At 64.9% G+C, this 14,075-nt stretch carries 12 protein-coding genes; all 12 read right to left on the reverse strand.

Annotated features, from left to right (window positions below):
• Window positions 1–14 precede the first annotated feature (14 nt).
• Window positions 15–1,520: an amidophosphoribosyltransferase gene (gene purF / locus ACVWZT_RS01225; protein WP_170028951.1), complete on the reverse strand. Its 1,506-nt coding sequence runs from the start codon at window positions 1,518–1,520 to the stop codon at window positions 15–17.
• 42 nt (window positions 1,521–1,562) lie between these two features.
• The gene (locus ACVWZT_RS01230) at window positions 1,563–2,120 is read right to left on the reverse strand and encodes a CvpA family protein (protein ID WP_296234364.1); all 558 of its coding nucleotides are present in this window, start codon (window positions 2,118–2,120) and stop codon (window positions 1,563–1,565) included.
• Window positions 2,121–2,289: 169 nt separating this feature from the next.
• Complete coding sequence (locus ACVWZT_RS01235; protein ID WP_296234363.1) at window positions 2,290–2,949, reverse strand: SPOR domain-containing protein; 660 nt, start codon at window positions 2,947–2,949, stop codon at window positions 2,290–2,292.
• Window positions 2,933–4,240, reverse strand: coding sequence for a bifunctional tetrahydrofolate synthase/dihydrofolate synthase (gene folC / locus ACVWZT_RS01240; RefSeq protein ID WP_296234362.1), 1,308 nt, complete (start codon window positions 4,238–4,240; stop codon window positions 2,933–2,935). The genes ACVWZT_RS01235 and folC overlap by 17 nt, the downstream gene beginning before the upstream one ends.
• Window positions 4,240–5,133: an acetyl-CoA carboxylase, carboxyltransferase subunit beta gene (accD, locus tag ACVWZT_RS01245; protein WP_296234361.1), complete on the reverse strand. Its 894-nt coding sequence runs from the start codon at window positions 5,131–5,133 to the stop codon at window positions 4,240–4,242. The genes folC and accD overlap by 1 nt, the downstream gene beginning before the upstream one ends.
• Before the next feature lie 215 nt (window positions 5,134–5,348).
• The gene (locus ACVWZT_RS01250) at window positions 5,349–5,969 is read right to left on the reverse strand and encodes a phosphoribosylanthranilate isomerase (protein WP_457467802.1); all 621 of its coding nucleotides are present in this window, start codon (window positions 5,967–5,969) and stop codon (window positions 5,349–5,351) included.
• A 61-nt stretch (window positions 5,970–6,030) separates the two neighbouring features.
• Window positions 6,031–6,885, reverse strand: a complete 855-nt coding sequence (gene truA / locus ACVWZT_RS01255; protein WP_457467803.1) for a tRNA pseudouridine(38-40) synthase TruA — start codon at window positions 6,883–6,885, stop codon at window positions 6,031–6,033.
• A gap of 134 nt (window positions 6,886–7,019) precedes the next feature.
• Window positions 7,020–9,707, reverse strand: coding sequence for a FimV/HubP family polar landmark protein (locus tag ACVWZT_RS01260; RefSeq protein WP_457467805.1), 2,688 nt, complete (start codon window positions 9,705–9,707; stop codon window positions 7,020–7,022).
• 71 nt (window positions 9,708–9,778) lie between these two features.
• The gene (locus ACVWZT_RS01265) at window positions 9,779–10,783 is read right to left on the reverse strand and encodes an aspartate-semialdehyde dehydrogenase (protein ID WP_296234357.1); all 1,005 of its coding nucleotides are present in this window, start codon (window positions 10,781–10,783) and stop codon (window positions 9,779–9,781) included.
• Window positions 10,784–10,946: 163 nt separating this feature from the next.
• Window positions 10,947–12,059 (reverse strand): aspartate-semialdehyde dehydrogenase, encoded by a 1,113-nt coding sequence (gene asd, locus ACVWZT_RS01270; RefSeq protein ID WP_296234355.1) that lies wholly within the window; start codon window positions 12,057–12,059, stop codon window positions 10,947–10,949.
• 63 nt (window positions 12,060–12,122) lie between these two features.
• A complete protein-coding gene (gene leuB, locus ACVWZT_RS01275; RefSeq protein ID WP_289129680.1) occupies window positions 12,123–13,205 on the reverse strand; it encodes a 3-isopropylmalate dehydrogenase in 1,083 nt (360 codons plus the stop codon).
• 54 nt (window positions 13,206–13,259) lie between these two features.
• Complete coding sequence (locus ACVWZT_RS01280; RefSeq protein WP_296234353.1) at window positions 13,260–14,024, reverse strand: class I SAM-dependent methyltransferase; 765 nt, start codon at window positions 14,022–14,024, stop codon at window positions 13,260–13,262.
• Between the last annotated feature and the right edge of the window lie 51 nt (window positions 14,025–14,075).

Below are 14,075 nucleotides of genomic sequence, written 5' to 3' on the forward strand. Positions count from 1 at the left end.
CCGTCGCTCCCGAATCAGTTGTTGTACAGGTCGATGATCGCGCTGACTGCCTGGTTCTTGACCTTGGCCAGGTCATTGCGGGCTTGCTCGATGCGGTCGAGGTAGGCCTCGTCGATGTCGCCGGTGACATATTCACCGTTGAACACCGCGCAGTCGAAGTGCTCGATCTTGATCTTGCCGCCACCGACCGATTCGATCAGGTCCGGCAGGTCCTGGTAGACCAGCCAGTCGGCGCCGATCAACTCGGCCACCTGTTCGGTGGTGCGGTTGTGGGCGATCAGTTCGTGAGCGCTCGGCATATCGATGCCGTAGACGTTGGGGTAGCGCACTGCAGGGGCTGCGGAGCAGAAGTAGACGTTCTTGGCCCCGGCTTCGCGGGCCATCTGGATGATCTGTTTGCAGGTGGTGCCGCGCACGATCGAGTCGTCCACCAACATCACGTTCTTGCCGCGGAACTCCAGCTCGATGGCGTTGAGCTTCTGGCGTACCGACTTCTTGCGCGCGGCCTGGCCGGGCATGATGAAGGTACGGCCGATGTAGCGGTTCTTGACAAAACCTTCGCGGAATTTCACGCCCAGGTGGTTGGCCAGCTCCAGGGCCGCGGTGCGGCTGGTGTCCGGGATCGGGATGACCACGTCGATGTCGTGGTCCGGGCGCTCGCGCTGGATCTTCTCGGCCAGCTTCTCACCCATGCGCAGGCGTGCCTTGTACACCGACACGCCGTCCATGATCGAGTCCGGGCGAGCCAGGTAGACGTGCTCGAAGATGCACGGCTGCAGTTTCGGTGCGTCGGCGCACTGCTTGGTGTACAGCTGGCCTTCTTCGGTGATGTAGACCGCTTCGCCGGGTGCCAGGTCGCGGATCAGGGTGAAGCCGAGCACGTCCAGGGCCACGCTTTCCGAGGCGATCATGTATTCCACGCCTTCGTCGGTGTGACGCTGGCCGAACACCACCGGGCGGATGCCGTTGGGGTCGCGGAAACCGACGATGCCGTAGCCGGTGATCATCGCCACCACGGCGTAACCGCCGACACAGCGGCTGTGCACGTGGGACACCGCGGCGAACACGTCTTCTTCGGTCGGCTGCAGCTTGCCGCGTACGGCCAGCTCATGGGCGAACACGTTCAGCAGCACTTCCGAGTCGGAGTTGGTGTTGACGTGGCGCAGGTCGGACTCGTAGATCTCCTTGGCCAGCTGCTCGACATTGGTCAGGTTGCCGTTGTGTGCCAGGGTGATGCCATAAGGCGAGTTGACGTAGAACGGCTGGGCCTCGGCCGAGGTCGAGCTGCCCGCTGTCGGGTAGCGCACGTGGCCGATGCCGATATTGCCGACCAGGCGCTGCATGTGGCGCTGCTGGAAGACATCGCGCACCAGGCCATTATCCTTGCGCAGGAACAACCGGCCGTCATGGCTGGTCACGATACCGGCAGCGTCCTGGCCGCGGTGCTGGAGGACCGTAAGCGCGTCATACAGCGCCTGATTGACGTTCGACTTACCGACGATACCGACGATGCCACACATGCGACGCAACCCCTACTTTGACGAAACTTGAGTGAATAGCGCTCAGGGCTTTGCCGGCCCGAGCAACTGTTCCTTGAACGGAAGATCAGCCGGAGTGCCGATCAGCCCACTGGGTGTCCACTGGCCGGTAAACCCCAGGATCAGGTTTTTCGACCAGTCGGCGACCAAGAGAAATTGTGGTATCAGGCGTGATTCCTGCCACCAGGTGTCCTGTTGAACCGGCCCCAGGCTGATCAGCCCGATGGCCACTACCACCAGCAAGGCCCCGCGCGCGGCACCGAAGGCCATGCCCAGGAAACGATCGGTGCCGGAGAGCCCGGTCACGCGGATCAGCTCGCCGATGAGGAAGTTGATCATGGCGCCTACCAGCAAGGTAGCGACGAAAAGAATGGCGCAGCCGGCGATGACACGCATCGACGGCGTCTGGATGTAGCTTTCAAGATACACCGCCAGCGAACCGCCGAACATCCAGGCAACCGCACCGGCAATGATCCAGATGAGCAGGGACATGGCTTCCTTGACGAAGCCGCGCTTGAGACTGATCAGTGTGGAGACGGCGATGATCGCGATGATCGCCCAATCAACCAGGGTAAATGCCACGGTGCTGCCTGCAGACGTTTGAGGCGGCGCATTTTACCAGAGCAGCGGGCTGGGAGTAAGCGGAATGTCAGGTTGATTGGGGCTGGATCATTCGCGGACAAACCCGCCCCCACAGGGATCGCGCACAGAAGAGAAATGCGCGGTTTACCCAGGAGCGAGTCAACCGGGATCAGCTGCGCTCGGGCTGGAAGCGCACCACAAAGCCCTTGAGGCTGTTCTGGCGGTTGATCGCATCGCGCATGCGCTCGGCCTCGGCGCGCTCGATCAACGGCCCCACGTACACCCGGTTCATGCCACCCGCCGAGCGGATGTAGGCGTTGTAGCCCTGGCTACGCAAGGTTTGCTGCAGCTTCTCGGCACCGGCGCGGTTGGACAGGCTGGCCAGCTGGATCGACCAACTGACCGGCAGGCCATTGACGTCGATCTTCGATGGTGCTTCCGGCTTGGCCACGGCTGCGGCCGGCGCTGGGGCAGCTGTCGGCCTGGGCTCGACCTTGGGCGCAGGAGCCTGCGCCTTGGGCGGCTGCACCTGCACCTGCGGCGACGGGGTGATTGGCTGGCTGGGCGGGCTCGCCGGTGCGGTGGACTCCTCCACCACCACCGGTGGCTGTTGTGGCTCTTGCGTAATGGCCTGCGGCTCCGGCACGGTGACCGGCTCCACTTTCACTTCCGGCAGGCTTGGCATGGCCGGTGCCTGCGGGGCCTCGACATGCACCTGGCGCATCTCGTCCTCGCGGGTGAACAGCATCGGCAGGAAAATCACCGCCAGCGCCACCAGCACCAACGCACCCACCATGCGCTGTTTCATCCCTTTATCCAGCACTGCCATCTACTCCACCCTCCTGGGCGTGCCGCTCCAGCCATTCCAGCGCCTGGGCAACACAGAAAAACGAACCGAACAGCAAGATCTGGTCATCCGCCGTCGCCTGCGCGCATTGCCCTTCAAGGGCGGCGTCGACGCTGGCATAAGACTTCACCGCGGCGCCGAGGTTCGTCAAGGCCGCGACCAACTCCGCAGCCGGGCGGCTGCGCGGGGTGTCCAGTGGCGCCACCGCCCAGTCGTCGACCAGGCCTTGCAGCGGCGCGACAACGCCGTGCAGGTCCTTGTCCGCGAGCAGCCCGAAGACCGCCAGGCGACGCCCGTTCAGCGGTCGCGCTGCCAGGCGCCGCGCCAGGTATTCGGCAGCATGCGGGTTGTGCCCAACATCCAGCAACAGCTCCACCGGCCGGCCCTGCCAGCTCAGCTGCCGGCGATCGAGGCGCCCGGTGATACGGGTATCCAGCAGCGCCTGGCGAATCTGCCCGGTGCTCCACGGCAGCCCCATCAGCAGGTAGGCCTGCAGGGCAAGCGCGGCGTTCTCCATCGGCAGGTCGAGCAAAGGCAGGTCGGGCAATGCTACCGGCTCACCCGTCGCGGCCGTACCGCGCCAGCTCCAGTGGCCATCGGCATCGGCCAGGTCGAAATCCCGCCCGCGCAGGAACAAAGGCGCAGCCAGCTCGGCGGCCTTGTCCAGTAGCGGCTGGGGCGGATCCAGGTCACCACAAAGGGCAGGTTTGCCTTGACGGAAGATGCCGGCCTTTTCGAAGGCCACCTGCTCGCGGGTATCGCCCAGGTAGTCGACATGGTCGACGCCGATGCTGGTCACCAGGGCCAGGTCGGCATCCACCACGTTCACGGTATCCAGGCGGCCACCCAGGCCCACTTCCAGCACCACCGCGTCCAGCTGCGACTGGTAGAACAACCAGAACGCGGCCAGCGTACCCATTTCGAAATAGGTCAGCGAAATGTCGCCCCGCGCCGCCTCGACGGCAGCGAAGGCTGCACACAGGCGCTCATCGCTGGCTTCCTGGCCGTCGATCAGCACCCGCTCGTTATAACGCAACAGGTGCGGCGAGCTGTACACGCCGACCTTCAACCCCTGGGCACGCAGCAGCGAAGCCACGAAGGCGCAGGTCGAGCCCTTGCCGTTGGTGCCGGTCACCGTTACCACGCGCGGCGCCAGCTTGCCCAGCGCCAGCCGGGCAAGCACCTTCTGCGACCGCTCCAGGCCCATGTCGATGGCCGTGGGGTGCAACTGCTCGAGGTAGGCGAGCCATTCGCCCAGGGATCGTTGTGTCATCACGCGACGGCAGCCGCCTCACGCGCCTGCGCCGGGGTTTCCTGGCCAGTCATCTGCGCCAGCAGGCGAGCCAGGCGCGGGCGCAGTTCACCACGCGGGATGATCAGGTCGATGGCACCATGCTCCAGCAGGAACTCGCTGCGCTGGAAGCCTTCCGGCAGTTTCTCGCGCACGGTCTGCTCGATCACCCGCGGGCCGGCGAAACCGATCAGCGCCTTCGGCTCGCCGACGATCACATCACCGAGCATCGCCAGGCTGGCGGAAACGCCACCGTACACCGGGTCGGTCAGTACCGAGATGAACGGGATGCCTTCTTCACGCAGGCGCGCCAGCACGGCCGAGGTCTTGGCCATCTGCATCAGCGAGATCAGCGCTTCCTGCATGCGCGCGCCGCCGGAGGCGGAGAAGCACACCATCGGGCAGCGGTGTTCCAGGGCGTAGTTGGCGGCGCGCACGAAACGCTCGCCGACGATCGCGCCCATGGAGCCCCCCATGAACGAGAACTCGAAGGCACTGACCACGATCGGCATGCCCATCAGGGTGCCGCTCATGGAGATCAGCGCGTCCTTCTCGCCGGTCTGCTTCTGCGCGCCGGCCAGGCGATCCTTGTACTTCTTGCCATCACGGAACTTCAGGCGGTCGACCGGTTCCAGCTCGGCACCCAGTTCGGCACGGCCATCGGCGTCGAGGAAGATGTCGATACGCGCACGTGCGCCAATGCGCATGTGGTGGTTGCACTTGGGGCAGACATCCAGGGTCTTTTCCAGCTCCGGACGATACAGCACGGCCTCGCAGGCCGGGCATTTGTGCCACAGGCCTTCAGGCACCGAGCTCTTCTTCACCTCGGAACGCATGATCGAAGGGATCAGTTTGTCGACTAACCAGTTGCTCATGCTTTCTTTCTCCAGTATCGGCAGGCGGGCCCGCTAGCGCCGGCCCTGCCCTTGAGCTCACAATCTTTCATGGAACGATGATGGACCGACCGCCGGGGCTTCCGGCGCGCCGCTCCACCGCTAATGTATGTACTGCCGCCACAGACGCTGACGGCTGCCCTACAGGGCTGCGAAAGCTATGGACGATGGCGCGCAGCCAGCCGTCACATCTGCCATCACGCCTGTTTCACCGCCTGCAGGAAGGCCTCGATCTTCGCCGCATCCTTGATGCCCTTGGCTTGCTCCACGCCGCCACTGACATCTACCGCGTAAGGCCGCACCTGGGCGATGGCCTGGCCGACATTGTCGGCAGACAACCCTCCGGCCAGGATCACCGGTTTGCTCAGCCGCGCCGGCACCAGCGACCAGTCGAACGCCTCACCGGTACCCCCGGGTACGCCAGCCACATAGGTGTCCAGCAGAATGCCACGAGCCCCTGCATACAATTGGCAGGCCGCCTCCAGGTCGTCGCCCGGGCGCACGCGCAGGGCCTTGATCCAGGGACGCTGGTAGCCTTCGCAGTCCTGCGGCGTTTCATCGCCGTGGAACTGTAGCAGGTCCAGCGGCACCGCTTCGAGAATCTCGTTCAGCTCGCAGCGCGTGGCGTTGACGAACAACCCCACCGTGGTCACGAACGGCGGCAGCGCGGCGATGATCGCCCGCGCCTGCCGCACGTCCACTGCCCGCGGGCTCCTGGCGTAGAACACCAGGCCGATGGCGTCGGCCCCCGCCTCGGCAGCGGCCAGTGCGTCTTCGATGCGGGTAATACCACAGATCTTGCTGCGAACGTTGCTCATGGACAGCGAACCCTGCCGGTTGCAGTGAAAGGCCGGATGTTAACAAATGACGTTTGGCCCGTCAGTCAGCCAATGATTCATAGCCGGTCAAAAAGTGTGGGCCGATGTAACGGCTGGGCAATGCATATTCTTCGGGGTACTCCACCTGCACCAGGTAAAGCCCATACGGGTGCGCCGTGACCCCGCCTTCGCGGCGGTTGCGCCCTTCCAGCACCTCACGCGCCCAGGCCACCGGGCGTTCGCCGGCGCCGATGGTCATCAGCACACCAGCGATGTTGCGCACCATGTGGTGCAGGAATGCCGTGGCGCGTACGTCCAGCACGATCATCTGGCCATGCCGGGTAACGCGCAGGTGGTAGATGTGCTTGATCGGCGACTTGGCCTGGCACTGGCTGGCACGGAAGGCACTGAAGTCGTGGGTGCCGAGCAGGTACTGCGCGGCTTCGGCCATGCGCTCGACATCCAGCGGGCGATGGTTCCAGGTGACCTCCTCGGCCAGGTGCGCCGGGCGGATCGGGTCGTTGTAGATGACGTAGCGGTAACGCCGGGCGCAGGCCTTGAAACGGGCATGGAAGTCGGCCGGCATCGGCCGCGACCAGACCACACTGATGTCATGCGGCAGGTTGAAGTTGGTGCCCATGGTCCAGGCGCGCTCGTCGCGCACGGCGCGGGTGTCGAAATGCACGACCTGCCCGCAGCCGTGTACGCCGGCGTCGGTGCGCCCGGCGCAAATGACCGAGATCGGCTCGTTGGCCACCTTGGACAACGCTTGCTCGAGCGCTTGCTGGACACTTGGCACGCCGCTGGCCTGGCGCTGCCAGCCCCGGTAGCGCGCGCCCTTGTATTCCACGCCCAGGGCGATGCGAGAGTAGCCTTCGGCCGCAGACTCGGCGGCAGCGGTGTCGATGATGTCCAAGAGCAGGAAACCTGTGGGTGTACGGAATGGCGGGGATTATAACGACAACGGCAGCCGTGTTGGGCTGCCGTCGGATCCGCATTGTCTCTGATGACCTCTTCGCGGACTTCACGAAGAGGCCAGCCTTGTCTGCCTCAAACCAGACGGGAAAGCATGTCCTCGGCTTCCTGGCGCTGGCTTTCATCGCCATCCTTGACCACTTCATCGAGGATGTCCCGCGCCCCCTGGTTGTCGCCCATGTCGATATAGGCACGCGCCAGGTCAAGCTTGGTGGCCACTTCGTCGCTGCCGGAGAAGAAGTCGAAGTCCAGGTCGTCCAGTGGCTCGGGCTCTGGCTGGGCCACGGCGTCTTCGCTGGTGAAGTGCGGCTCCAGCGAGGGCGACTCGAGGCTCTGCGACAGCTTGTCCAGCTCGGCGTTGACATCGTCCAGCTCGGAGGCGAAGTTCTTCGCCGCAGGCGAATCATCTTCCAGTGACAACGACAGGTCGAAGTCGGATGGCAGGTCGAATTCGGACAACGGGTCGAACGCCGGCACGCTGTCAAAAGCAGCCAGTTCCGCGGCGACATCCACCGGGTTTTCGTCGGCAGCCGGCGCAGCCGGGGCAACCGGCTCACTGACATCGAGGTCGAAATCGGACAGGTCGACAGCGGGTTGTGCTTCGGCCTGGGCCAGCATGGCCTCGAAATCGGCGTCGGCGTCGGCCTGCAGCTCGGCATCGACGGCAAACGGTTGTTGTTCTTCCTGCGCCACTTGCGGCAAGGGCTCGTCGAGTACCGGCTCGTCCAGCACCGGCGCGGCCAACGAGCCTTCCCCTGACAGGTCATCAGCCAGGCTCAGGTCGAAGCTGTCCAGGTCCTGCTCGTCCAGGCCCGGTACGTCGAGGGTCGGCACTTCATCGAAGGCATCCAGCCCTGCTTCCGGCTCGCCTACTGCTTCGGGCTGCGCTGGCTCGACAGCCTGCGGTTCATCCCCCACCTGCGGCCCGGGGGCCGACACGTCAGGTTCGACCTCGGTAACTGCCGGGCTTTCGGGCTGGTCCTGCAGCAACCCTTGCACGTACTGTTCATCCATCTCGGCAGCCAGGGCCGCAGCCCCCAGGCCAGCAGCGGCCAGGCCGAGCATGGCCGGGTAGCGTTCTTTCAACCCGGCGACCGCGGCGCTGTTCTGCTCGCTGGCGGGCAGTTTGCGCTCCTGCTCGATGAACGCGCTCTGGTCTCCCTGGCGGGCGTACACGTCCATCAGTTGCAGGCGCAGGTCATCACGCTGCGGGGCAGCAGCCACGGCCGGCTCCAGCAGGTCGGCAGCGCGGTTCAGGCGGCCTGCGGCCAGGCATTGCCCGACCTCTTCCAGCAGCGCGGCGTACGGGTCGGCCTGTGCCTCGGGCTGCGCTTCGACGGCGGGTGCCAGCGGCTTTTCTGCTGCTGCGGCAGCGGCGGCCGAAGCGGCGACCACGGCTGGCGACAGGGTCACGGTCGGGGCCGAAACGTCGACACCATCGAGGCTGGCGCTGTCGTTGTCGAAGCCTGGGCCCTGCTCTTCTTCCAGCGCGCGCGCCATGCGCAGGTGCTTTTCGGCTTCCTGCTGGGCCTTGCGCTTGCGCGCCAGCAGCAACAGCAGAAGCAGCAGCACGAGGAACGCACTGCCGGCAATCAGCCCCAGCAGCAACGGGTTGGCGGTGATTTCATCCAGTACACTGCCAGGCTGCCCGCCGGCCGCGGGCTCGGCGGCGGGCGCCGGCTCGGGTGCGGTAGCCACGGCGGCTGGCGCCGGCTTGTCCACCGGTTGAGCATCGGCGGCGGGCTGGGCCGGGGCAACTGCGCCCTGGGCCTCCAGGCGAGCCAACTGGTTGTTCTTCAGTTCGATCAGACGCTGCAGCTTGTCCAGCTGGCTCTGCAGGTCGGCCATGCGGCTCTTGAGTTCTTCGTTGTCGCGACGACTGGTGTCCAGGCTTTCCTCGGCCACGGCCAGCTTGTCGCTGAGTGCCTTGGCCTGGTCGGCACCGGCGTTGCCCGGGCTGACCAGGCGCAGGTTGTCGCCCTGGGCGATACGCGCCGGTGCCGCCTCGGCGGCTCCACGACGGGTAGCATCCAGCTGTCGGGCACGCGGCCCCAGGCGGCGGCCGTCACGCCAGGCGGCATACTGTTCGGCTACTTCGCTGATCGCTTCGCCCTGCGGGATGCTCTGGATCTGCTGCTGATCAGGCAGGCGCAGCACCTGCCCCACCTTCAGCTGGTTGATGTTGTTGCCGATGAAGGCGTCCGGGTTCAGCGCCTGGATCGCGATCATGGTCTGCTGGATCGAGCCGCCGTGGGTGTTGCGCGCGGCAATCTGCCACAAGGTGTCGCGTCGCTGGGTGGTGTAGCTGCCGGCAGCGGTCACTGCCGGGGCGACATTGCCCGCCGCTGGCGCGTCGCCCTGAGCCTTGGCCTGGTCGAGCAGCACGCTGTAGTCACGCAGCAGGCGGCCCTGCGGCCACATCACCTGAACCAGGAACTTGACTACCGGGCCCGGCAGCGGCTGGCTGGAGGTAACCCGCAACACGCTCCTGCCGTTAGGGTTGATCACCGGCGTGAAGGTCAGGTCTTCGAGGTAAGGTGGCAGCGCCAGCCCGGCCTTGCTGAACTCTTCCGGCGGCGCCAGGCTGGGCGCCACTTCGGCGGCGGTAAGGTCGCGCACGTCCAGCAGCTCGATCTCGGCGTCCAGCGGCTGGTTCTGTGCCGACTTGAGAGTCAGCTCCCCCAGGCCCAGGGCATTCGCCATGCCCGACGACAGCGCCGATGCTGCAGCCATGGCCAGAACCAGTTTGCGAATTCGAAGCATGACCTCTTCCCTTGTATGAAGCGTCCTGAAACCTGCATGCGGAGCAGGACAAAAGTGCTCGCCAGTATCTTTTACGGCATGTGTTTAATCAACAATTGCGCCACTTGCACAGCGTTTAGCGCGGCACCTTTGCGCACATTGTCGGTGGTCAGCCAGAGGTTGAGCTGCTGCTGCTCATCAACACCGTGCCGTACACGACCAACATAGACCACGTCTTGGCCCACTGCGTCACCAACCGGGGTCGGATAATCATCGCGCTCCACCAGTTCGACACTGTCAGCCTCCTCGAGTACCTGTTGAATCGCCTCCAGATCGACCGGGCGGCGGCTCTGCACCGCCACACTGAAGCTATCGCCAAAAAACACCGGGACTTGAACACAGCTCACGGAAATCTTCAGTTCAGGCATGCCCAGCAGCACGCGCAATTCGTTGACCAGGCGCCGCTCCAGCGCCGTATGGCCCTGTTCATCGGCGGCACCGACCTGGGCCAGCAGGTTGAAAGCCACCTGGCGGTCGAAGAAGCGCGGCTCCAGCGGCCGGGCATTGAGCAGCTCGGCGGTTTGCCGGGCCAGTTCGGTGACTGCTTCACGGCCTTGCGCGGATACCGCCAGCGCCGCCATCACCTGCACCCGCTCGATATCCAGCAGGCCCTTGAGCGGCGCCAGCGCAACGGCCACGGCCACCGCGGCCGAGCACGGGCTGACGATGCGCGCAGGCAGCGCGAGACCGGCGAGGCGATCGGCGTTGGCTTCGGGCACCAGGGCCAGGGCATCGTCCAGGCCGCCGGACAGGTCGATGACCGTGCAACCCGCCTGCAACGCCTTGCCGGCAAAGCTGCGGCTGACAGCGGCGCCGGTGGCGAAGAAGGCCAGCTTGACCTGGGCGAAGTCGAAGCTGTCCACTTCGCGTACTTTCAGCTTCTTGCCGGCGAACATCACGCTGCTACCGGCCGATTCCATGCTGGCCAGCAGGTGTAGCGTGCCGACCGGGAAGGCCAGTTCTTCGAGGATTTGTACGAGGGCTTCACCGACGCTGCCAGTAGCGCCTACGACGGCGATGTCCAGAGGTGCAGTCATGGAGGAGATCCTTTTGCTGAAACGGCGGGGGCGGCACTTTACTTGGATTGTAGTGTTTTGTCTGTGCTGGCCGCTTCGCGGAAGCCTGACAGGGGCTGCACAAATGCAGGCATAAAAAAACCCGTACTGTCGCCAGCACGGGTTTTCGGTCAAACCGGAACGATCAGCGCTCCAGCAGGATCCGCAGCATGCGGCGCAGCGGTTCGGCAGCACCCCACAGCAGCTGGTCACCCACGGTGAACGCGCCGAGGTACTGCGACCCCATGTTCAGCTTGCGCAAACGGCCAACCGGAATGTTCAGGGTGCCGGTCACCTTGGTCGGGCTCAGCTCCTGCATGCTGATTTCACGCTGGTTCGGCACCAGCTTCACCCAGGGGTTGTGCTGGCTGATCATGCCTTCGATGTCGGCGAGCGGCACGTCCTTGTTCAGCTTGATGGTCAGCGCCTGGCTGTGGCAACGCATGGCGCCGATGCGCACGCAGATGCCGTCCACCGGGATCGGGCTCTTGAAGCGGCCGAGAATCTTGTTGGTCTCGGCCTGGGCCTTCCACTCTTCGCGGCTCTGGCCGTTCGGCAGTTCCTTGTCGATCCACGGGATCAGGCTGCCAGCCAGCGGCACACCGAAGTTTTCGGTCGGGAACGCTTCGCTGCGCATGGTTTCGGCAACCTTGCGGTCAATGTCGAGGATGGCGCTGGCCGGGTTGGCCAGGTCATCGGCCACGGCGGCGTGGGTTGCGCCCATCTGCTTGATCAGCTCACGCATGTTCTGCGCGCCGGCACCCGAGGCCGCCTGGTAGGTCATGGCACTCATCCACTCGACCAGGCCGGCTTCGAACAGCCCACCCAGGCCCATCAGCATCAGGCTGACGGTGCAGTTGCCGCCGATGTAGTTCCTGGTACCGGCATCCAGCTGCTGGTCGATGACCTTGCGGTTGACCGGGTCGAGGATGATCACCGCGTCATCCTGCATGCGCAGGGACGAAGCGGCATCGATCCAGTAACCCTGCCAGCCGGCTTCACGCAGCTTGGGGAAGACCTCGTTGGTGTAGTCGCCGCCCTGGCAGGTCAGGATCACGTCGAGGGTCTTGAGCTCTTCGATCGAATAAGCGTCCTTGAGGGGAGCAGTATCCTTGCCCACGTTCGGGCCTTGGCCACCGACGTTGGAGGTGGTGAAGAACACCGGCTCGATAAGGTCGAAGTCCTGCTCCTCCAGCATCCGCTGCATGAGCACGGAACCGACCATACCGCGCCAACCGATCAGACCTACACGTTTCATCGCAACTACACCTTTGCTAAAAGTGGGCCGCCACCAGGAATTTGGGGTGGCGGGCCAGAGAGATTACAGATTCCGCAGCGCTGCGACTACTGCGTCGCCCATTTCCTGCGTACCCACCTTGCGGCAGCCTTCCGAGAAGATGTCGCCGGTGCGCAGGCCCTGGTCCAGGACCACGCTCACGGCCTTCTCGATCGCTTCGGCGGCAACCGCCTGGTTGAAGCTGTAGCGCAGCATCATCGACACCGACAGGATGGTCGCCAACGGGTTGGCGATACCCAGGCCGGCGATGTCCGGCGCCGAGCCGTGGCACGGCTCGTACATGCCCTTGTTGTCGGCATCCAGCGACGCCGAAGGCAGCATGCCGATGGAACCGGTCAGCATGGAAGCTTCATCCGACAGAATGTCACCGAACATGTTGTCGGTCACCATCACGTCGAACTGCTTGGGCGCCCGCACCAGCTGCATGGCAGCGTTGTCGACGTACATGTGGCTCAGTTCGACATCCGGGTAGTCCTTGGCCACGTCCTCGACCACTTCACGCCACAGCTGGCTGGACGCCAGGACGTTGGCCTTGTCCACCGAGCACAGCTTCTTGCCCCGCACGCGGGCCATGTCGAAGCCGACCCGGGCAATGCGACGCACTTCGCTTTCGCTGTATGGCAGGGTGTCGTAGGCCTGGCGTTCGCCGCCCTCCAGCTCGCGCTGGCCACGCGGCGCACCGAAGTAGATACCACCGGTCAGTTCACGGACGATGAGGATGTCCAGGCCCGAGACGATCTCCGGCTTGAGCGACGAGGCATCAGCCAGTTGCGGATAGAGGATGGCCGGGCGCAGGTTGGCGAACAGCCCCAGTTGCGAACGGATCTTCAGCAAGCCGCGCTCGGGGCGGATGTCACGCTCGATCTTGTCCCACTTCGGCCCGCCCACGGCGCCCAGCAGCACGGCGTCGGCCTTGCGCGCACGCTCCAGCGTTTCGTCGGCCAGCGGCACGCCGTGCTTGTCGATGGCGGCGCCACCGATCAGGTCGTGGGCCAGGCTGAAACCGAGCTGGAACTTGTCGTTGGCCAGTTCCAGGACCTTGACCGCCTCGGCCATGATTTCCGGGCCGATACCATCACCTGGGAGAATCAGAATCTGCTTGCTCATGCTTTCCTCTATCCATTCACGCGGTGCGGCCAAGCGGGCCGCACCGAAAAGTTCTCAACGCTCGGCCCACAACACCAGCACATCCGTGCTGAACGAACCATCGGCCTCGATCTGGTAATACTGCCGTACTTCCTCGCCCATGGCTTGCTGCAACTGGCGGATGGCCACACGCATCGGCTCGGGGGTGCGCATGCGCTCGACCCAACTGCCGAACTCCAGGCGCAGCGGCTGGCGGGTGTGGCTGCGCACGTGCAGGCCGGCCTCGCTGACCTGGCGCTGCCATTCGGCGGCGGAATAGTCACGTACGTGGCTGGTATCGCGCAGCACTTCCACCGTTTGCAGATAGGTGTCGAGCAACGGGCTCCCCGGCGACATGACGTCGATGAAGGCTGCCACGCCGCCCGGCTTGAGCACCCGGCGCACTTCGCGCAGGGCCAGGCCCAGGTCGCTCCAGTGGTGGGCGGAGTAGCGGCTGAAGACGTAGTCGAACGCAGCATCGGCGAACGGCAGGCGTTCGGCAGCACCGCGCTCGGTGGTGATATTGGCCAGGCCGCGCTCGGCAGCAGCACTGGCGACCACCTCAAGCATGGCCTGCGAGAGGTCGTAGGCGACCACCTCCGCCACCAGCGGGGCGACCTGGAAACTGACATGACCGGCACCACAGCCCAGGTCCAGCACGCGGGCGTGGCCCTGCCCGGCCAGTTCGGCCTGCAGCAGGGCGAATTCACTGCCCTGGGCGTGCACGGCGCTGCTGAGGTAGGCACTGGCCTGTTCGCCGAACTGGCGTTGGACCACATCGGTGTGTTGACTGCTGGTCATGTCTCGATCCTTTTGGTTTCGGGTTGCTTCACTGCCTCTATCGCCGGCAAG

It is taken from the genome of Pseudomonas sp. TE21394 (assembly GCF_054057835.1).

Coding starts and splice junctions, on each gene's coding strand:
- purF (WP_170028951.1), bottom strand. CDS start 1,520: ATGTGTGGCATCGTCGGTATCGTCGGTAAGTCGAACGTCAATCAGGCG.
- ACVWZT_RS01235 (WP_296234363.1), bottom strand. CDS start 2,949: ATGGCAGTGCTGGATAAAGGGATGAAACAGCGCATGGTGGGTGCGTTG.
- folC (WP_296234362.1), bottom strand. CDS start 4,240: ATGACACAACGATCCCTGGGCGAATGGCTCGCCTACCTCGAGCAGTTG.
- accD (WP_296234361.1), bottom strand. CDS start 5,133: ATGAGCAACTGGTTAGTCGACAAACTGATCCCTTCGATCATGCGTTCC.
- ACVWZT_RS01250 (WP_457467802.1), bottom strand. CDS start 5,969: ATGAGCAACGTTCGCAGCAAGATCTGTGGTATTACCCGCATCGAAGAC.
- ACVWZT_RS01260 (WP_457467805.1), bottom strand. CDS start 9,707: ATGCTTCGAATTCGCAAACTGGTTCTGGCCATGGCTGCAGCATCGGCG.
- ACVWZT_RS01265 (WP_296234357.1), bottom strand. CDS start 10,783: ATGACTGCACCTCTGGACATCGCCGTCGTAGGCGCTACTGGCAGCGTC.
- asd (WP_296234355.1), bottom strand. CDS start 12,059: ATGAAACGTGTAGGTCTGATCGGTTGGCGCGGTATGGTCGGTTCCGTG.
- leuB (WP_289129680.1), bottom strand. CDS start 13,205: ATGAGCAAGCAGATTCTGATTCTCCCAGGTGATGGTATCGGCCCGGAA.
- ACVWZT_RS01280 (WP_296234353.1), bottom strand. CDS start 14,024: ATGACCAGCAGTCAACACACCGATGTGGTCCAACGCCAGTTCGGCGAA.